Genomic DNA, 16109 nt, shown 5'->3' with positions numbered 1-16109 from the left:
GACTAGACATGATGATCACCAGATAACAAAAATCAAATATGGCAGGGGCCTTGCTCCCTCCCACATTGGATACTGCGCTCAGCGAGAGGTCTTGGGCAGCACGGCCAGGAAATTGTCCCGCGCAACCTTGCGGGCCACGTCCTCGGGCAGCGCATCGAGGAAGGGATCAAAGCGGCGCATTTCCTTACCCAGCTTGTTGAAGCGCCCGACTACGTCGGAGCCGAGCATGAAGCGCTCCGGGAAGCGCTCCACCAGCTTTACCCACTCGGGCCTGGGCGTGCCCGCCTCGTCCAGCAGATAAGGCGTGAGCATGCTCCAGGAGAGGTCGATGTAGAGGTTGGGGTAGGCCTCCAGCATGCGCGTCAAGGTGGGCAGCAAAAAATCCATTTGCACCTGATGACGGTGGATCTCCATGCTGGTGCCGGCATGCGCCCAGATAAACCGCGTGTGCGGGTGATTGCGCAGCGGCTCCTCGACCTCCGCCAGGTACAACGGGTTACGTTCGCGCTTTGACGTAATGTTGGAATGCAGCATCACCGGCAAATCGTTTTCGGCCGCCAGGTGGTAGATGCGCGTCATGGCTTCGTTGTTGGCACGCGGGGTGTCCCCCGCCGTCAGGGCTGTCAGGTCGTCATGGCGGGTGAACACTTCACCGATGCCCTGCCACAGGCCCGGGTTGAGGTCGAGCATGCGCTGGATATGCGCATCGGAATTCTTGTCATTGGGGTTGAAGCCGGACAGGAAAGGATGAAAGCGCAGGCGCTGCTCAGGCGTGAGTTTATTGACCGCCGCCGCGACGATCACGTCGGTGGCGCTGTACCAGTAGGCATCGGCATCGTCACCGGCGTAATAGCGCGGACGCTTGGGCTCGTCTTCATGCCATTTTTTCGCCACGGGAATGCCGGAAATCATCACATGCTCGATGCGATTGTCCGCCATGGCCTTGAGCAGCTTGTCCATGCCGGCGGTTTCCTGAAAGAAATCCACGTAATGCAGGTGGGCGTCGCTGTAGGCATAGTCGCGGGCCTGTGCGGCAAGGCTGGCGGCGGTGAGCACCAGGGCGAGGCTCAGGCGAGTCCAGGGCACGGGGCGATCTCCATCGAGGTGAGTCAGGGGGAATAGGGTTGCCTGTCAGATAGCTATCGGGAGCAAGCCCCCTCCCACATTTTGATCGTGTTCACCGATCCGACTGTGGGAGGGAGCCTGCTCCCGCTGAGGCCCGGACAGACGCCGAAGCATCAGCCCCTGAACACTTCATCCAGCAGGTTATGCATGGACTGAAACGCGCGCGCGGAGGTCTTCGCGTCGTACATCATCTTGCCCGGCACGTTCGCGTGCGGGTCGGTGAAGGAATGCACCGCGCCGCCGTAGCTCAGCAGTTGCCAATCCACGCCGGCCGCGTTCATTTCATCCTCGAACGCCGGCAGTTGCTCCTTGGGCACCAACGGGTCAGAGGCGCCGTGCAGCACCAGCACCGAGCCCTTGATGTGCTTCGCATCCGCAGGGTTTGGCGTGTCGAGGGTGCCATGGAACGACACGGCGGCTTTCAATGGCGCGCCGGTACGCGCCAGCTCCAGGGAGCAGCAGCCGCCGAAACAGAAACCAAAGGTCGCGAGCTTCGAGGTATCCACTGCCGCTTCGGTCTGGCCTTGCAGTTGCTCGAACGCCACCTGCATGCGTTTGTTGAGCAACGGGCGGTCGTTCTTCAACGGCATCATCGCTGCGCCAGCTTCATCGCCGTTCGATGGACGCACGGTTTGTCCGTACAGGTCGGCAATCAGCACCACGTAGCCCTTGGCGGCGACGCTCCTGGCGATCTCTTCGGCGCCCGCACTCACGCCCATCCAGTTCGGCGCCATCAACAGGCCCGGCAGTGGCCCCTTGTGGCTGGCGTCGAACGCCAGGCGGCTTTCATAAGACTGGCCATCAATCTGATAGACCACGGAACGCACGGTGACTTGGCTCATCATTTACTCCAGTTGAGGTGCACTAAAATGAAAAAACCCGCCGAAGCGGGTTTTTCCTGCAGCGGTGTTAAACCGACAGTTCAACCAACAGCTTGTTCAGTCGACGCACGTAGGCGGCCGGATCTTTCAGGCTGTCGCCAGCGGCCAGCGCCGCCTGGTCGAAGAGGATGTGCGACAGGTCGCCAAACCGCTCTTCGCTCTGCTCGCCATCGAGTTTCTCGATCAGCGGGTGCGCCGGGTTGAATTCGAAAATCGGCTTGGAATCAGGAACCTTCTGGCCGCTGGCTTCGAGGATCTGGCGCATCTGCATGCCCAGGTCCTGCTCGCCGATGGCCAGGATCGCCGGCGAGTCGGTCAGGCGGTGGGAAACCCGCACTTCGCTGACGGCCTCGCCCAGGGACGCCTTGATCCGCTCAACCAGACCCTCTTTGGACTTGGCGACCTCTTCGGCTTCCTTCTTCTCTTCTTCGGAGTCGAGGTTACCCAGGTCCAGATCACCACGGGCCACGTCGACGAACGACTTGCCGTCGAACTCGGTGAGGTAGCTCATCAGCCACTCATCGATACGGTCGGTCAGCAGCAGCACTTCGATGCCCTTCTTGCGGAAGACTTCCAGGTGCGGACTGTTCTTGACCTGAGCGTAGGTTTCGCCGGTCAGGTAGTAGATCTTGTCCTGACCTTCCTTGGCGCGCGCCAGGTAGTCGGCCAGCGACACAACCTGCTCGCCGTCTTCGCCCTGAGTGGAAGCAAAGCGCAGCAGGCCGGCAATCTTCTCTTTGTTGGCGAAGTCTTCGGCCGGGCCTTCTTTCATGACCTGACCGAAGTTTTTCCAGAAGCCCTTGTATTGCTCAGGCTCGTTCTTCGCCAGTTTCTCCAGCATGTCGAGGACACGCTTGGTCAGCGCCGACTTCATGGAGTCGATGATCGGGTCTTTCTGCAGGATTTCCCGCGACACGTTCAGCGACAGGTCATTGGAGTCGACCACGCCCTTGATGAAGCGCAGGTACAACGGCAGGAAAGATTCCGCCTGGTCCATCACGAACACGCGCTGCACGTAGAGCTTCAGGCCCTTGGGGGCTTCGCGCTGGTACAGGTCGAACGGAGCGCGGGCCGGTACGTACAGCAGCGAGCTGTATTCGAGCTTGCCTTCAACCTTGTTGTGGCTCCAGCTCAGCGGGTTCTCGTAGTCGTGACCGATGTGCTTGTAGAACTCCTGGTATTCCTCGTCCTTGATCTCGGTACGCGGACGGGTCCACAGGGCACTGGCGCGGTTGACGGTTTCCCATTCCTCGGCAGGCTTCTCTTCGCCTTCGGCCGCGGCCTGTTCCTTGGGCAACTCGATCGGCAATGCGATGTGATCGGAGTATTTCTTGATGATGTTGCGCAGGCGCCAGCCATCGGCGAATTCGTCTTCACCGGACTTGAGGTGCAGCACGATGCGGGTACCACGGTCGGCCTTGTCGATCGTGGCGATTTCAAACTCGCCCTCGCCTTTGGAGGCCCAGTGCACGCCTTCGCTGGCCGGGAGACCGGCACGGCGGCTGAACACTTCAACCTTGTCGGCGACGATGAAGGCCGAGTAGAAGCCCACACCGAACTGGCCGATCAGGTGCGAATCCTTCTTCTGATCGCCCGACAGGTTCTTCATGAAATCGGCGGTGCCGGATTTGGCGATGGTCCCCAGGTGGGTAATCGCATCGTCACGGCTCATGCCGATACCGTTGTCTTCGAGGGTGACGGTCTTCGCGTCCTTGTCGTAGCTCACGCGGATTTTCAGCTCCGCGCCACCTTCCAGCAACTCAGGCTTGGACAGGGCTTCGAAGCGTAATTTGTCGACAGCGTCAGAGGCGTTCGAGATCAATTCGCGAAGGAAAATTTCCTTGTTGGAATACAGCGAATGGATCATGAGGTGCAGCAGTTGCTTCACCTCGGTCTGGAAGCCCAGGGTTTCCTTTTGAGTTTCCACACTCATGGTCATCAAACTCCAATTGGATGGCAATGGCCGCGCCCGAAAGGGTTGGCGGCGGGTTGTCATCAAAGTTGGGGGCTAACGGGAGGATTTCAAGGGGCGCAAGGCGCCTCGATCTTGAAATGCGCACGGGCCGTGGCAATCGGTTCTGCCGCCGTGCTTTGCCAGGCGGTGACCGAAACGTTGGCCACCCGCCGGCCCTGACGCCATACCTGACAGGTGGCGTAGGTGTCGCGAAACTGCCCGGCGCGCAGGTAATCCAGGGAAAAATCGATGATTTTCGGCAGACCCGGCGCGCCGGTAGACACCAGCAAATGCAGCGCCGCCGACAGCTCCATGAAGCCGGCAATCACCCCGCCATGCAGCGCCGGCAATATAGGGTTACCAATGTTGTCCTTGTTGGCCGGCAACCGGAACAGCAATTCATCACCTTGGCGGGTGCATTCGATGCCGATCAGTTTGGCGTAAGGGATCAGTTCGAGCAGCGCCGCGTAATCGCCGCGCACGTGGGCCTGTTCGAGGCGGGTCTGGAAGCGGTGCATCATGCCTGCTCTCCGTCGAGGGTGGCGCTCAGGCCCTGTGCGCCCTTGAGCAGCTTGCCCATGCGCATGAACGTGCCCACCACATGGGCGATGGGTTGCTGCGGATCGTCCTGGTAGGCGAAGCCGCGGGTGAAGATCACGTCGGCGGTGACCCGATAGCACTGGGCAAACCCATAGACCGGCTGGTGCGGTGCGGCCGGGTGCATATAGTCGATGCGCAGGTCGAGGGTCGGGCACACCTCGAATTCGGGCAGTACGCACAGGGTGGCGATGCCGCAGGTGGTGTCCATCAGGGAGGTGAGCGCGCCACCGTGGATGATCCCGGTCTCGGGATCGCCCACGATAGCTGGCCCATAGGGCAGCCGCAGCGTCATGCCCGTGTCGTTGGCGTCATGCACGGTAATGCCGAGTATCTGGCAATGGCGCAATGCGTAAACAAAGCGTGTCGCACGCTCCAGCAGTGAATTTCCGGTCATTGGTCTAGACTCTTGTTTTCAGTAATCCGCGGAACAGGCAGTGCGGGTTTAAGTTCCTTGGCAGCCTTTGTTTATATATCTGCGCAATAAAAGGAACTAATGCTGAATCCTCAGGCTCGAAAGGCCAGAAGATATCTTCAATAAGGAGAAACACCCCATGCGCAAGACTTTAGCTGTTTCCATGATGTTGGCTGCTGCCCTTGGCCTCGCTGCCTGCGACAAGAAATCCGAAGACAAAGCACAAGATGCCGCTTCGCACTCTGAGCAAGCTCAGAAAGATATGGCGAAGGCTCAGGATAAAGTGAACGACGCTGCAAAAGAAAACGCCGAAGCTGCCAAAGCTCAGGCCGAATCGAACGCAGCCGCTGCAAAAGAAGCCACGCCTTCGACCGGTTCCTGATACCGCGGTCTGATGTAGCCTGGTTGTAAAAGAGAGCCCGCTTCAATAGCGGGCTTTTCTTTGTCCGGCGTTTTTAAAATTCGACGTGCCCCACACTAGACTGCGTCCTTGAGCGCCTCCGGCGGCGTGTCCGTCTGCGTATACACCATCACTTGCAGCACATCGGAATGAAACTCGCGGCGATACAACACCACCACTACCCCGGCACTCATCAACATGAACAGCCAGGGGCTGACAAACCACGCCAGCATGGTCATGCCAAAGTAATAAGCGCGCAGGCCGAAGTTGAACTGGTTGGCGGCCATGGAGATAACCCGCGCCGCCCGTAGCGCAAATGCCTTGCGCTCCTGTTCGGACACCTGGCGCTCACCAATCATCGGCGCCGACCCCACCAGCACCGCTGCGAAGTTGTACTGGCGCATGCACCAGCTGAACGTAAAAAACGCGTAGACGAACACCAGCGCCAGGCACAGCAGCTTGATTTCCGACATGCCCTGGGACGCCTGCTGCACCATGGGAATGTCCGCCAGCAGCGACACGGCGCGCTCCGAGGCGCCCAGCACGGTGAGGATGCCGGCGAGGATGATCAAGGTGCTGGAGGCGAAGAACGAGGCGTTGCGCTCCAGATTGCCGATCACGCTGGCGTCGGCAATGCGGTTGTCGCGCAGCAGCATGCGGCGCATCCAGTCTTCGCGATACAGATGCAGCACACTGGCCAGGCATGCGGTATCGCGTGCTTTCCAGAGGGCATAACGGGTGTACCCGCCCCAGCACAGCACGAACCAGAGGGCGGCGAGCATATGGACTTGGTTGGTTTCGATGAACGACATAGGGGTCCTGATAAACAAGAAAATATGGGCAACACAGTCAAAATGTGGGCGCGAGCAAGCCCGCTCCCACACTGAGCGCGTTGCAACTCTAGAACCTTGTCCATAAGCAGGCAAAAAAATGCCCCATATCGATTGATACGGGGCATTTCTGTGCAACCGTGTCGCCGTGTCAGGCGATCGCTTCGCTGCGCTTGCCAAGCATGCGATCCACCACCACCGCCACGACCAGCGTCATCACCGACGGCACCAGCCACGCCAACCCCTGCTCGCTCAATGGCAGGTGCGTCAGCTGCGCGGGCATCCAATCGGCAAGGCCGGCCCCCTTGAGCGCGTCGATGCCGCCAAAAATGAACGACACCAGCATCACCGGGCCGACGATACGGCCCTGCTCCTGCCAGAAGTCTTTGCAGAAGCTCAGCGCCACCAGCACGATGCACGGCGGGTAGATGGCGGTGAGTACCGGAATGGAGAACGCAATCAGCTTGGTCAGGCCCAGGTTGGACACGAACAGCGAGAACAGCGCCAGGATCACCACCAGTGTCTTATAGGACAGCGGCAGGACTTTGCTGAAGTATTCGGCGCACGCGCAGGTCAGGCCCACGGCCGTCACCAGGCACGCCAGGGAGATCAGCACAGCCAAAAAGCCGCTGCCCAGCGAGCCGAAAGTGCTTTGCACATAGGCATGCAGCACGGCCGCGCCATTGCTGGCGCCCGCCGCCACGGCATGGCTGCCCGAGCCCAGGCGGAACAGGCTGATGTACACCAGCGCCAGGCCGACACCGGCTATCAGCCCGGCGATGATCGCGTAGCGGGTAATCAGCTTGGGCGATTCGACGCCGCGGGAGCGGATCGCGTTGACGATGACGATACCAAACACCAGTGCACCCAGGGTGTCCATGGTCAGGTAGCCGTTGATAAAGCCCTGGGAGAACGGTGCGGCGACATATTCCGGGGTGGCGACGCCCACTTCACCGGCTGGCAAGGCAAACGCGGCAATGCCGAGGATCGCCAGCGCGATGATCTTCAATGGCGCAAGGAAACGGCCGACGGTATCCAGCAGACGCCCTGGATACAAAGACACGAAGAACACCACAAGGAAATACACAGAGCTGTAGAGGAACAGCGCCAGTGGGCTTTCGCCGGTCAGCGGCGCCAGGCCGACTTCAAACGACACGGTCGCAGTACGCGGAGTGGCGAACAGCGGGCCTACCGCCAGGTACGCCGCTGCCGCGAGCAGGCCGCCGGCGATCTTGCCGATGGGACTGCTCAATGCGTCCATGCCGCCGCCGACCTTGGCCAGGGCAATCACGGTGACCACCGGCAAACCCACTGCGGTGATGAGGAACCCCAGCGCCGCCATCCAGACGTGAGGCCCGGACTGCAAACCAACGATAGGCGGGAAGATGATGTTGCCGGCGCCCACGAACAGCGCAAACGTCATGAAGCCCAGCGCCAGGATATCCTGGCTTTTCAACACTTTCATTTGAGGAAATACCACACTACTGAATCGGAATTTAGAGAGGGCTTCCCTGTGGATGAGGGAAAGGCTGCCGGCCCTGATGGGGGCCGACCTGTCCAGCGCGCGGCTTCCTTTTGGGAGGCGGGCGCATAAAGAGGCCGTCAGGGTACAGAAATAGGCTGACAAACGCACTGTTGCGGGGCGCACTGTCCGATAAGCGACATTTTAATGTCGCGTTTTCACACTTAATTTGGCGATACCGGTCCAGGTGGGAGGGGGCTTGCTCCCGATAGCGGTGTGTCAGTCACTGTATCTGTCACTGGCACACCGCTATCGGGAGCAAGCCCCCTCCCACCCTGGATCGAGTACATTTCGATAAATGGGTCTTTCCAGAACGCACAAAGGCCACCCGAAGGTGGCCTTTGTGTGGTGAAGCGTCAGTTAAGCGCGAGGCTTACTTGACAGCCCAACCGGTCAGCTCGGCCAGGGCCTTGCCGATATCTGCCAGCGAACGCACGGTTTTAACGCCTGCGTCCTGCAGTGCAGCGAATTTCTCGTCTGCAGTGCCTTTGCCGCCGGAGATGATTGCGCCCGCATGGCCCATGCGCTTGCCCGCAGGGGCAGTCACACCAGCGATGTAGGAAACAACCGGCTTGGTCACGTGGGCCTTGATGTAGGCCGCCGCTTCTTCTTCAGCCGAACCGCCGATCTCACCGATCATCACGATCGCTTCGGTCTTCGGGTCTTCCTGGAACAGCTTCAGGATGTCGATGAAGTTCGAACCCGGGATCGGGTCACCGCCGATGCCGACGCAAGTCGACTGACCGAAACCGGCGTCAGTGGTCTGCTTCACAGCTTCGTAGGTCAGGGTGCCGGAACGGGAAACGATACCGACTTTACCTGGCAAGTGAATGTGACCTGGCATGATGCCGATCTTGCATTCGCCTGGGGTGATCACACCTGGGCAGTTAGGGCCGATCAGGACTACGCCCAGCTCGTCGCACTTAACCTTGGCGTCCAGCATGTCCAGGGTAGGAATGCCTTCGGTGATGCAGACGATCAGCTTGATGCCGCCGAATGCCGCTTCCAGGATGGAGTCCTTGCAGAAAGGCGCAGGAACGTAGATCACGCTGGCGGTAGCGCCAGTTTTTTCTACAGCGTCTTTCACGGTGTTGAACACTGGCAGGCCCAGGTGCTCGGTGCCGCCTTTGCCTGGCGTTACGCCGCCAACCATCTTGGTGCCGTATTCGATGGCTTGCTGGGTGTGGAAGCTACCTTGCGAACCGGTAATACCCTGGCAGATAACTTTGGTGTCTTTATTGATCAGGACGCTCATTACTTGCCCTCCGCAGCTTTGACAACTTGTTGAGCAGCGTCGGTCAGGCTGGTAGCCGCGATGATGTTCAAACCGCTTTCTGCCAGTACTTTGGCGCCCAGTTCAGCGTTGTTACCTTCAAGGCGCACAACAACCGGGATTTTAACGCCGACTTCTTTCACTGCGCCGATGATGCCTTCGGCAATCATGTCGCAACGAACGATGCCGCCGAAGATGTTGACCAATACTGCGGCGACGTTGGAGTCGGACAGGATGATCTTGAACGCTTCGGTTACGCGTTCTTTGGTGGCACCGCCGCCTACGTCGAGGAAGTTGGCTGGTTTGCCGCCATGCAGGTTGACGATGTCCATGGTACCCATGGCCAGACCGGCACCGTTGACCATGCAACCGATGTTACCTTCCAGGGCTACGTAGTTCAGTTCGAACTTGGCAGCGTGCGCTTCGCGCGGATCGTCCTGCGACGGATCGTGGAAAGTCTTCAGCTTTGGCTGACGGTACATGGCGTTGGCGTCGATGTTGATCTTCGCGTCCAGGCAGTGCAGATCGCCGTCAGCCTTGATCACCAGCGGGTTCACTTCCAGCAGGGCCAGATCGTGATCCTGGAACAGTTTGGCCAGACCTACGAAGATCTTGGCGAACTGGGCAACTTGCTTGCCTTCCAGGCCCAGCTGGAAAGCCAGCTCGCGACCCTGGAACGGCTGAGCGCCAACCAGTGGATCGATGGTGGCTTTCAGAATTTTTTCTGGGGTTTCGTGAGCGATTTTTTCGATGTCCACGCCACCTTCGGTGGAAGCCATGAACACGATGCGACGGCTCGAACGGTCAACGACAGCGCCCAGGTACAGCTCTTTAGCGATATCAGTGCACGATTCAACCAGGATCTTGGTGACTGGCTGGCCATTGGCATCAGTCTGGTAAGTCACCAGACGCTTGCCCAGCCACTGCTGTGCGAAGGCCTTGGCGTCTTCTTTGCTGCGAACCAGCTTGACGCCGCCCGCTTTACCGCGACCACCAGCGTGGACCTGGGCTTTGACCACCCATTCAGTGCCGCCGATCTTGTCGCAAGCTTCTGCTGCTGCTTCCGGGGTGTCTACTGCGTAGCCCTTGGATACTGGCAGGCCGTATTCAGCGAACAGCTGCTTACCCTGATACTCGTGAAGATTCATGCTTTTTACCGTCTTCGTTAGGTACTGCGCATTCGGCGCTGCGCTCATTATGAGTGCCGCGCCACCTGTGACTGCTGCTTGCGCAACCTGCGGGGCTCATGGCCCGTAAAGCTGCACAAGGCTGCGTCCAGCGGATATTCCGCGGTGAGCCTTGCGCGCAAGACTCACGACGGGCAACTCCGCCGTGGTTTCTTATTATCTCGCTTAGCGCTTCTTGCGGTTGGCGATGTGGATGGCGCCGCCATTCACCGCCAACGCTGCTTCGTGCAACGCTTCGGACAGGGTCGGATGGGAGAAGACCATCATGCCCAGGTCTTCGGCACTGGTGCCGAATTCCATACCGATTGCGCCTTGCTGAACCAGTTCTGCAGCGCTCGGGCCAATCACGTGGACGCCCAATACGCGGTCAGTCTTGGCATCAGCGATGACTTTGACAAAACCACCGGTGTCGTTGGCTGCCATGGCACGGCCAGAAGCGGCAAACGGGAAGGTGCCGACGTTAACTTCTACGCCTTCAGCTTTCAACTGCTGTTCGTTCTTGCCGACCCATGCAATTTCCGGGTGGGTGTAGATAACCGATGGCACCAGGTCGTAGTTCATCTGGGTTTTGTGACCCTTGATGCGCTCGACAACCATGATGCCTTCTTCGGACGCCTTGTGCGCCAGCATCATGCCGCGTACCACGTCGCCGATGGCGTAAACGCCAGGCACGGTGGTGGCGCAATGATCGTCAACGTGGATGAAACCACGCTCATCGATGTTCACGCCGCTGTCGGAAGCCAGCAGGTCGGTGGTTACCGGACGACGGCCTACGGCCACGATCAGCTTGTCGAAGGTGATGGTCTGCTCGCCGTCTTTATCGGTGTAGGTCACCACGACTTCTTCGCCGTTGACCTTGGAACCGGTCACGCGGGCGCCCAGCTTGATGTCCAGACCCTGTTTGGTCAGGGTCTTGTAGGCTTCCTTGGAAACGGCGGTGTCGGCAGCCAGCAGGAATGTGTCCAGGGCTTCCAGCACGGTGACTTCGGAACCCAGACGGGACCAGACCGAACCCAGTTCCAGGCCGATAACGCCGGCGCCGATCACGCCCAGACGCTTTGGCACAGCCTGGAATTCCAGGGCGCCGGTCGAATCAACGATCACGTTCTGGTCGACGGGAGCCGGTGGAATGTCAATTGGACGCGAGCCAGGGGCCAGGATCACGTTCTCGGCTTCGATGACTTCGACCGAACCGTCCGGCTTGGTGATTTCAACCTTCTTGCCGGCCAGCAATTTGCCGTGACCTTGCAAGGAAGTGACGCCGTTGGCCTTGAACAGGGTGGCAACGCCGGAGGTCAGGCCTTTGACGATGTTGGCCTTGCGGCCGATCATCGCCGGCACGTCCATGGTAACGCCGGCATGGTTGATGCCGTGGATCGCGAAACCGTCCTGGGCTTCGTGGAATTTCCAGGAGCTGTCCAGCAGCGCCTTGGAAGGAATGCAACCGACGTTCAGGCAGGTACCGCCCAATGCCAGTTTGTCTTCCTTGTCGGTGTATTTTTCGATGCAAGCAGTCGAGAGGCCCAATTGTGCGGCCTTGATGGCGGCAACATAGCCGCCAGGACCTGCACCAATCACTACGACGTCAAATTTCTGTGTCATGAAAATAGATCCTCTATTAGCTTCAAGCGTCAAGCTTCAAGCTGCAAGCCAAACTGCATTTACTTGCAACTTGCAGCTCGCAACTTGAAGCTGCTCCAATCAGATATCCAGGAGCAAGCGAGCCGGGTCTTCCAGCAGGTTCTTGATGGTCACCAGGAAAGTCACGGCTTCTTTACCATCGATCAGGCGGTGATCGTACGACAGCGCCAGGTACATCATCGGGCGGATCACAACCTGGCCGTTGATGGCCATCGGACGCTGGAGGATGTTGTGCATGCCCAGGATCGCGGCTTGCGGCGGGTTGACGATCGGCGTCGACATCATGGAACCGAAGGTACCACCGTTGGTGATGGTGAAGGTACCACCGGTCATCTCGTCGATGGTCAGCTTGCCGTCACGGGCTTTCTTGCCGAAGCCGGCGATGCCGCCTTCGATTTCAGCCAGGCTCATCAGTTCGGCGTTACGCAGTACCGGCACCACCAGGCCGCGGTCGCTGGACACGGCAACGCCGACGTCTGCATAGCCGTGGTAAACGATATCGGTGCCGTCGATGGAAGCGTTGACTGCCGGGTAGCGCTTCAGCGCCTCGGTGGCCGCTTTCACGAAGAACGACATGAAGCCCAGGCGCACGCCGTTGTGGCTCTTCTCGAACAGGTCCTTGTACTTCGAACGCAGGGCCATGACTTCGGTCATGTCGACTTCGTTGAAGGTGGTCAGCATCGCCATGTTCGACTGTGCTTCAACCAAGCGCTTGGCCACGGTGGCACGCACACGGGTCATCGGCACGCGCTTCTCGGTGCGGTCGCCGGCGGCGAACACTGGCGCAGCGGCGGCCGGAGCGGCAGCCTTGGCCGGTGCTGCAGCAGGTGCGTTTTTCTTGGCTTCAACAGCGGCAACCACGTCTTCCTTGGTCACACGGCCATCTTTACCGGTGCCCTTGACGGACGCCAGGTTGATGCCGTTTTCTTCGGCCAATTGACGCGCAGCCGGGGCTGCGATTGGATCTTCGCCAGCGGCAGCCGGTGCGGCAGCAGCAGGTGCAGCAGCCGGTGCAGCAGCGGCAGCAGGCGCCGGAGCGGCAGCGCCGCCCTCTTCGATCGAACCCAGTACCTGGTTCGAGAGAACGGTATCGCCCTCTTGCGCAACGATGGCGCCCAGTACGCCGTCGGCTTCGGCCAACACTTCCAGTACGACCTTGTCAGTCTCGATGTCGACGATCAGGTCGTCACGCTTGACGGCCTCGCCTGGTTTCTTGTGCCAGGTGGCAACGGTGCCATCGGCAACCGATTCCGGGAATGACGGGGCTTTGATTTCGATAGCCATTATCTGTGGGTCCTTAAAATTCGGTTTCAGTCAGCGCGAAGGCGTTAAACAGTGAAAGCATCTTGCAGCAGTTTTTCCTGCTGCTCGGCGTGCATCGACGCATAACCACACGCAGGTGCAGCAGAAGCATCACGACCGGCATACTCCAGGTTCAGCGCCCGGTTGTGGTTGCCGATACTGCGACGCAAATGATGCTGGCTGCTGTACCAGGCGCCCTGGTTCATCGGTTCTTCCTGACACCACACCACATTCGTGAGCTGGGTGTAAGGCGCGATGATCTCCATGAGGTCATCTTCCGGGAACGGGTAAAGCTGCTCGATACGCACGATGGCGATGTCTTCGCGGCCTTCGGCACGGCGTTTTTCCAGCAGGTCGTAGTAGACCTTGCCACTGCACAGGATCAGGCGTGTCACCTTGGCCGGATCGAGTGTGTCGATTTCTGGAATAACGGTCTGGAACGAACCTTCGGCCAGGTCTTCCAGGGTCGAAATGGCCAGCTTGTGGCGCAACAGCGATTTCGGCGTCAGCACGATCAACGGCTTGCGCAGCGGACGGATCACCTGGCGACGCAGCAAGTGGTAGATCTGCGCCGGGGTCGTCGGCACGCATACCTGAATGTTGTGCTCGGCGCACAGTTGCAGGTAACGCTCCAGACGGGCCGAAGAGTGCTCCGGACCCTGGCCTTCATAACCGTGCGGCAGCAGCATGGTCAGACCGCACAGGCGGCCCCACTTGTGCTCGCCGCTGGTGATGAACTGGTCGATCACCACCTGGGCACCGTTGGCGAAGTCGCCGAACTGGGCTTCCCAGATCACCAGCGCCTGCGGCGTGGTGGTGGAGTAACCGTATTCGAACGCCAGCACGGCTTCTTCCGACAGGAACGAGTCGTACAGGTCGAAACGCGGCTGACCTTCGTACAGGTTCTGCAGCGGAACGTAGGTGCCCGCGTCTTTCTGGTTGTGCAACACAGCATGACGGTGCGAGAACGTACCACGGCCAATGTCCTGGCCGGTCATGCGGATTGGGTGACCTTCGAACGCCAGGGTCGCGTACGCCATGGTTTCAGCGTAACCCCAGTTGATCGGCAGGCCGCCGACTTGCATCTTCTGACGGTCTTCGTAGATCTTCGACACTTGGCGCTGTACGACGAAGCCATCCGGAATTTCCAGCAGCTTGGCCGACAGTTCCTGCAGGGTCTTGAGGTCGAACGAAGTGTCGTGACGCGCCGTCCAGGTGTGACCCAGGTATGGACGCCAGTCGACGAACAGCTCTTTGTTCGGTTCCTTGACCAGGCTTTTCACCACGTGCAGGCCGTTGTCCAGCGCGTTGCGGTATTCGTCGATCTTCGCCTGCACACGGGCTTCGTCAACGATGCCTGCCTTGGTCAGGCTTTCGGCATACAGTTCACGGGTGGTGCGCTGCTTGGTGATCTGCTGGTACATCAACGGCTGGGTGCCGCTTGGCTCATCCGCTTCGTTGTGACCGCGACGGCGGTAGCACACGAGGTCGATCACCACGTCACGCTTGAACTGCATGCGGTAGTCGACGGCCAGTTGGGTCACGAACAGCACGGCTTCCGGATCATCGCCATTTACATGGAGAATCGGCGCCTGAATCATCTTGGCAACGTCGGTGGCGTACTCGGTAGAGCGCGCGTCCAGCGGGTTGCTGATGGTGAAACCTACCTGGTTGTTGATGACGATGTGTACGGTGCCGCCCGTCTTGAAGCCACGGGTCTGCGACATCTGGAAGGTTTCCAGGACCACGCCTTGACCGGCGAATGCCGCGTCACCGTGGATGGAAATAGGCAGCACTTTCTCACCGGTGGCGTCGTTGCGACGGTCCTGGCGAGCACGCACCGAACCCTCGACCACTGGAGAAACGATTTCCAGGTGGGAGGGGTTGAACGCCATGGCCAGGTGAACTTCACCGCCCGAGGTCATGACGTTGGACGAGAAGCCCTGGTGGTATTTGACGTCACCGGAACCCAGCTCGACCTTTTTCTTGCCTTCGAACTCGTCGAACAGCTCGCGCGGGTTCTTGCCGAAGGTGTTGACCAACACGTTCAGGCGACCACGGTGAGCCATGCCGATCACGACTTCCTTGGTGCCGTAGGAACCGGAACGCTGGATCAGTTCGTCGAGCATCGGAATCAGGCTTTCGCCGCCTTCCAGGCCGAAACGCTTGGTGCCCGGGTATTTGGTGCCCAGGTATTTTTCCAGACCTTCAGCAGCGGTCACGCGTTCGAGCAGGTGGCTGCGTACATCGGCGGACAGCACCGGACGGCCACGCACGCCTTCGAGGCGATGCTGGAACCAGTGGCGTTGCTCGGAATCGGTGATGTGCGTGAATTCAGCGCCGATGGTGCGGCAATATGTCTGCTGCAACGCTTCGTGAATTTCGCGTAGGCTCGCTTCCTCTTTGCCGATGAACAGGTCGCCGGCACGGAAGGTCGTATCAAGATCGGCATTGGTCAAGCCGTAATGATTGATCGACAGGTCAGCCGGTGCAGGACGCTTCCAGAGCCCCAGCGGGTCAAGCTGGGCCGCCTGGTGGCCACGCATCCGGTAAGCCTGGATCAGTCGCAGTACTTCAACTTGCTTCTTCTCGTGCTCACTGCTCACGCTGCCGGCGGAAACCGGTTGGGCGCGGCGCTGGTTCTTGGCCAGCAGCACGAACTGATCGCGAATTGTTGCGTGCGATACATCGGTGGCAGCGTTGCCGTCTGAAGACAACGTCTGAAATTTGGTGCGCCATTCTTCTGGCACAGCGTTAGGGTCGTGCAGGTAGAGCTCATAAAGCTCTTCCACATAGGCAGCGTTACCACCTGAAAGATAGCCGCTGTTCCACATGCGCTGCATCACGCTTTCTTGCATGCTTGGTCACCCTCGATTTGGGGACACCACCGGCGAAAACACCGAGTTTGCTTGCAAAAGGCCAAGTGCAGCGACCAAAACAAGCCACTTAGGATCACGCTGATAGTTCGGGTACCAACCCGAA

The 16109-nt window shown here is 59.5% G+C and carries 13 protein-coding genes; 1 reads left to right on the top strand and 12 read right to left on the bottom strand.

Annotated elements, in window-relative coordinates:
* Positions 1-78: 78 nt before the first annotated feature.
* From JOE32_RS00990 to JOE32_RS00970, 5 genes are all read right to left on the bottom strand, one after another.
* Complete coding sequence (locus tag JOE32_RS00990) at positions 79-1086, bottom strand: amidohydrolase family protein (protein WP_209980634.1); 1008 nt, start codon at positions 1084-1086, stop codon at positions 79-81.
* Between the two features lie 152 nt (positions 1087-1238).
* Positions 1239-1967, bottom strand: coding sequence for a dienelactone hydrolase family protein (locus JOE32_RS00985; RefSeq protein WP_209980632.1), 729 nt, complete (start codon positions 1965-1967; stop codon positions 1239-1241).
* Between the two features lie 67 nt (positions 1968-2034).
* Positions 2035-3939: a molecular chaperone HtpG gene (htpG, locus tag JOE32_RS00980; protein ID WP_057008441.1), complete on the bottom strand. Its 1905-nt coding sequence runs from the start codon at positions 3937-3939 to the stop codon at positions 2035-2037.
* A gap of 89 nt (positions 3940-4028) precedes the next feature.
* Positions 4029-4481, bottom strand: coding sequence for a PaaI family thioesterase (locus JOE32_RS00975; protein WP_209980630.1), 453 nt, complete (start codon positions 4479-4481; stop codon positions 4029-4031).
* Positions 4478-4954, bottom strand: coding sequence for a PaaI family thioesterase (locus JOE32_RS00970; RefSeq protein ID WP_209980626.1), 477 nt, complete (start codon positions 4952-4954; stop codon positions 4478-4480). The genes JOE32_RS00975 and JOE32_RS00970 overlap by 4 nt, the downstream gene beginning before the upstream one ends.
* A 157-nt stretch (positions 4955-5111) precedes the next feature.
* Here JOE32_RS00970 and JOE32_RS00965 point away from each other — a divergent pair, with 157 nt between their 5' ends.
* Positions 5112-5354, top strand: a complete 243-nt coding sequence (locus tag JOE32_RS00965) for a hypothetical protein (RefSeq protein WP_003233227.1) — start codon at positions 5112-5114, stop codon at positions 5352-5354.
* A 95-nt stretch (positions 5355-5449) separates the two neighbouring features.
* Here JOE32_RS00965 and JOE32_RS00960 read toward each other — a convergent pair whose 3' ends face one another.
* The 7 genes from JOE32_RS00960 to JOE32_RS00930 all read right to left on the bottom strand — a co-directional run bounded on the left by JOE32_RS00960 (position 5450) and on the right by JOE32_RS00930 (position 15985).
* Positions 5450-6184 carry a DUF599 family protein gene (locus tag JOE32_RS00960; protein WP_209980625.1) on the bottom strand — a complete coding sequence of 245 codons (735 nt, stop codon included), beginning with the start codon at positions 6182-6184 and terminating at the stop codon, positions 5450-5452.
* A gap of 169 nt (positions 6185-6353) precedes the next feature.
* On the bottom strand, positions 6354-7667 hold the full coding sequence (brnQ, locus tag JOE32_RS00955) for a branched-chain amino acid transport system II carrier protein (protein ID WP_057008332.1): 1314 nt from the start codon (positions 7665-7667) through the stop codon (positions 6354-6356).
* A 430-nt stretch (positions 7668-8097) separates the two neighbouring features.
* On the bottom strand, positions 8098-8979 hold the full coding sequence (gene sucD, locus JOE32_RS00950; protein ID WP_003233233.1) for a succinate--CoA ligase subunit alpha: 882 nt from the start codon (positions 8977-8979) through the stop codon (positions 8098-8100).
* A complete protein-coding gene (gene sucC / locus JOE32_RS00945) occupies positions 8979-10145 on the bottom strand; it encodes an ADP-forming succinate--CoA ligase subunit beta (RefSeq protein ID WP_003233235.1) in 1167 nt (388 codons plus the stop codon). The genes sucD and sucC overlap by 1 nt, the downstream gene beginning before the upstream one ends.
* 204 nt (positions 10146-10349) lie before the next feature.
* Complete coding sequence (gene lpdA / locus JOE32_RS00940) at positions 10350-11786, bottom strand: dihydrolipoyl dehydrogenase (protein WP_209980623.1); 1437 nt, start codon at positions 11784-11786, stop codon at positions 10350-10352.
* A 99-nt stretch (positions 11787-11885) separates the two neighbouring features.
* Positions 11886-13109, bottom strand: a complete 1224-nt coding sequence (odhB, locus tag JOE32_RS00935; protein ID WP_209980621.1) for a 2-oxoglutarate dehydrogenase complex dihydrolipoyllysine-residue succinyltransferase — start codon at positions 13107-13109, stop codon at positions 11886-11888.
* A 44-nt stretch (positions 13110-13153) separates the two neighbouring features.
* Entirely contained in the window at positions 13154-15985 is a 2832-nt protein-coding gene (locus tag JOE32_RS00930; RefSeq protein WP_003233241.1) for a 2-oxoglutarate dehydrogenase E1 component, read from the bottom strand.
* Between the last annotated feature and the right edge of the window lie 124 nt (positions 15986-16109).

This window comes from Pseudomonas sp. PvP025, from assembly GCF_017832155.1.
Lineage (GTDB): Bacteria > Pseudomonadota > Gammaproteobacteria > Pseudomonadales > Pseudomonadaceae > Aquipseudomonas.
The sequence above is the reverse complement of the archived record's forward strand: the minus strand, read 5'-3'. Positions and strand labels throughout refer to the sequence as shown.

What these genes read in the sequence shown, in the direction of transcription:
- odhB (WP_209980621.1), bottom strand. Translation starts at nt 13,109, where the DNA reads ATGGCTATCGAAATCAAAGCCCCGTCATTCCCGGAATCGGTTGCCGAT.
- JOE32_RS00930 (WP_003233241.1), bottom strand. Translation starts at nt 15,985, where the DNA reads ATGCAAGAAAGCGTGATGCAGCGCATGTGGAACAGCGGCTATCTTTCA.
- brnQ (WP_057008332.1), bottom strand. Translation starts at nt 7,667, where the DNA reads ATGAAAGTGTTGAAAAGCCAGGATATCCTGGCGCTGGGCTTCATGACG.
- JOE32_RS00970 (WP_209980626.1), bottom strand. Translation starts at nt 4,954, where the DNA reads ATGACCGGAAATTCACTGCTGGAGCGTGCGACACGCTTTGTTTACGCA.
- JOE32_RS00975 (WP_209980630.1), bottom strand. Translation starts at nt 4,481, where the DNA reads ATGATGCACCGCTTCCAGACCCGCCTCGAACAGGCCCACGTGCGCGGC.
- sucD (WP_003233233.1), bottom strand. Translation starts at nt 8,979, where the DNA reads ATGAGCGTCCTGATCAATAAAGACACCAAAGTTATCTGCCAGGGTATT.
- JOE32_RS00960 (WP_209980625.1), bottom strand. Translation starts at nt 6,184, where the DNA reads ATGTCGTTCATCGAAACCAACCAAGTCCATATGCTCGCCGCCCTCTGG.
- htpG (WP_057008441.1), bottom strand. Translation starts at nt 3,939, where the DNA reads ATGAGTGTGGAAACTCAAAAGGAAACCCTGGGCTTCCAGACCGAGGTG.
- lpdA (WP_209980623.1), bottom strand. Translation starts at nt 11,786, where the DNA reads ATGACACAGAAATTTGACGTCGTAGTGATTGGTGCAGGTCCTGGCGGC.
- sucC (WP_003233235.1), bottom strand. Translation starts at nt 10,145, where the DNA reads ATGAATCTTCACGAGTATCAGGGTAAGCAGCTGTTCGCTGAATACGGC.
- JOE32_RS00985 (WP_209980632.1), bottom strand. Translation starts at nt 1,967, where the DNA reads ATGAGCCAAGTCACCGTGCGTTCCGTGGTCTATCAGATTGATGGCCAG.
- JOE32_RS00965 (WP_003233227.1), top strand. Translation starts at nt 5,112, where the DNA reads ATGCGCAAGACTTTAGCTGTTTCCATGATGTTGGCTGCTGCCCTTGGC.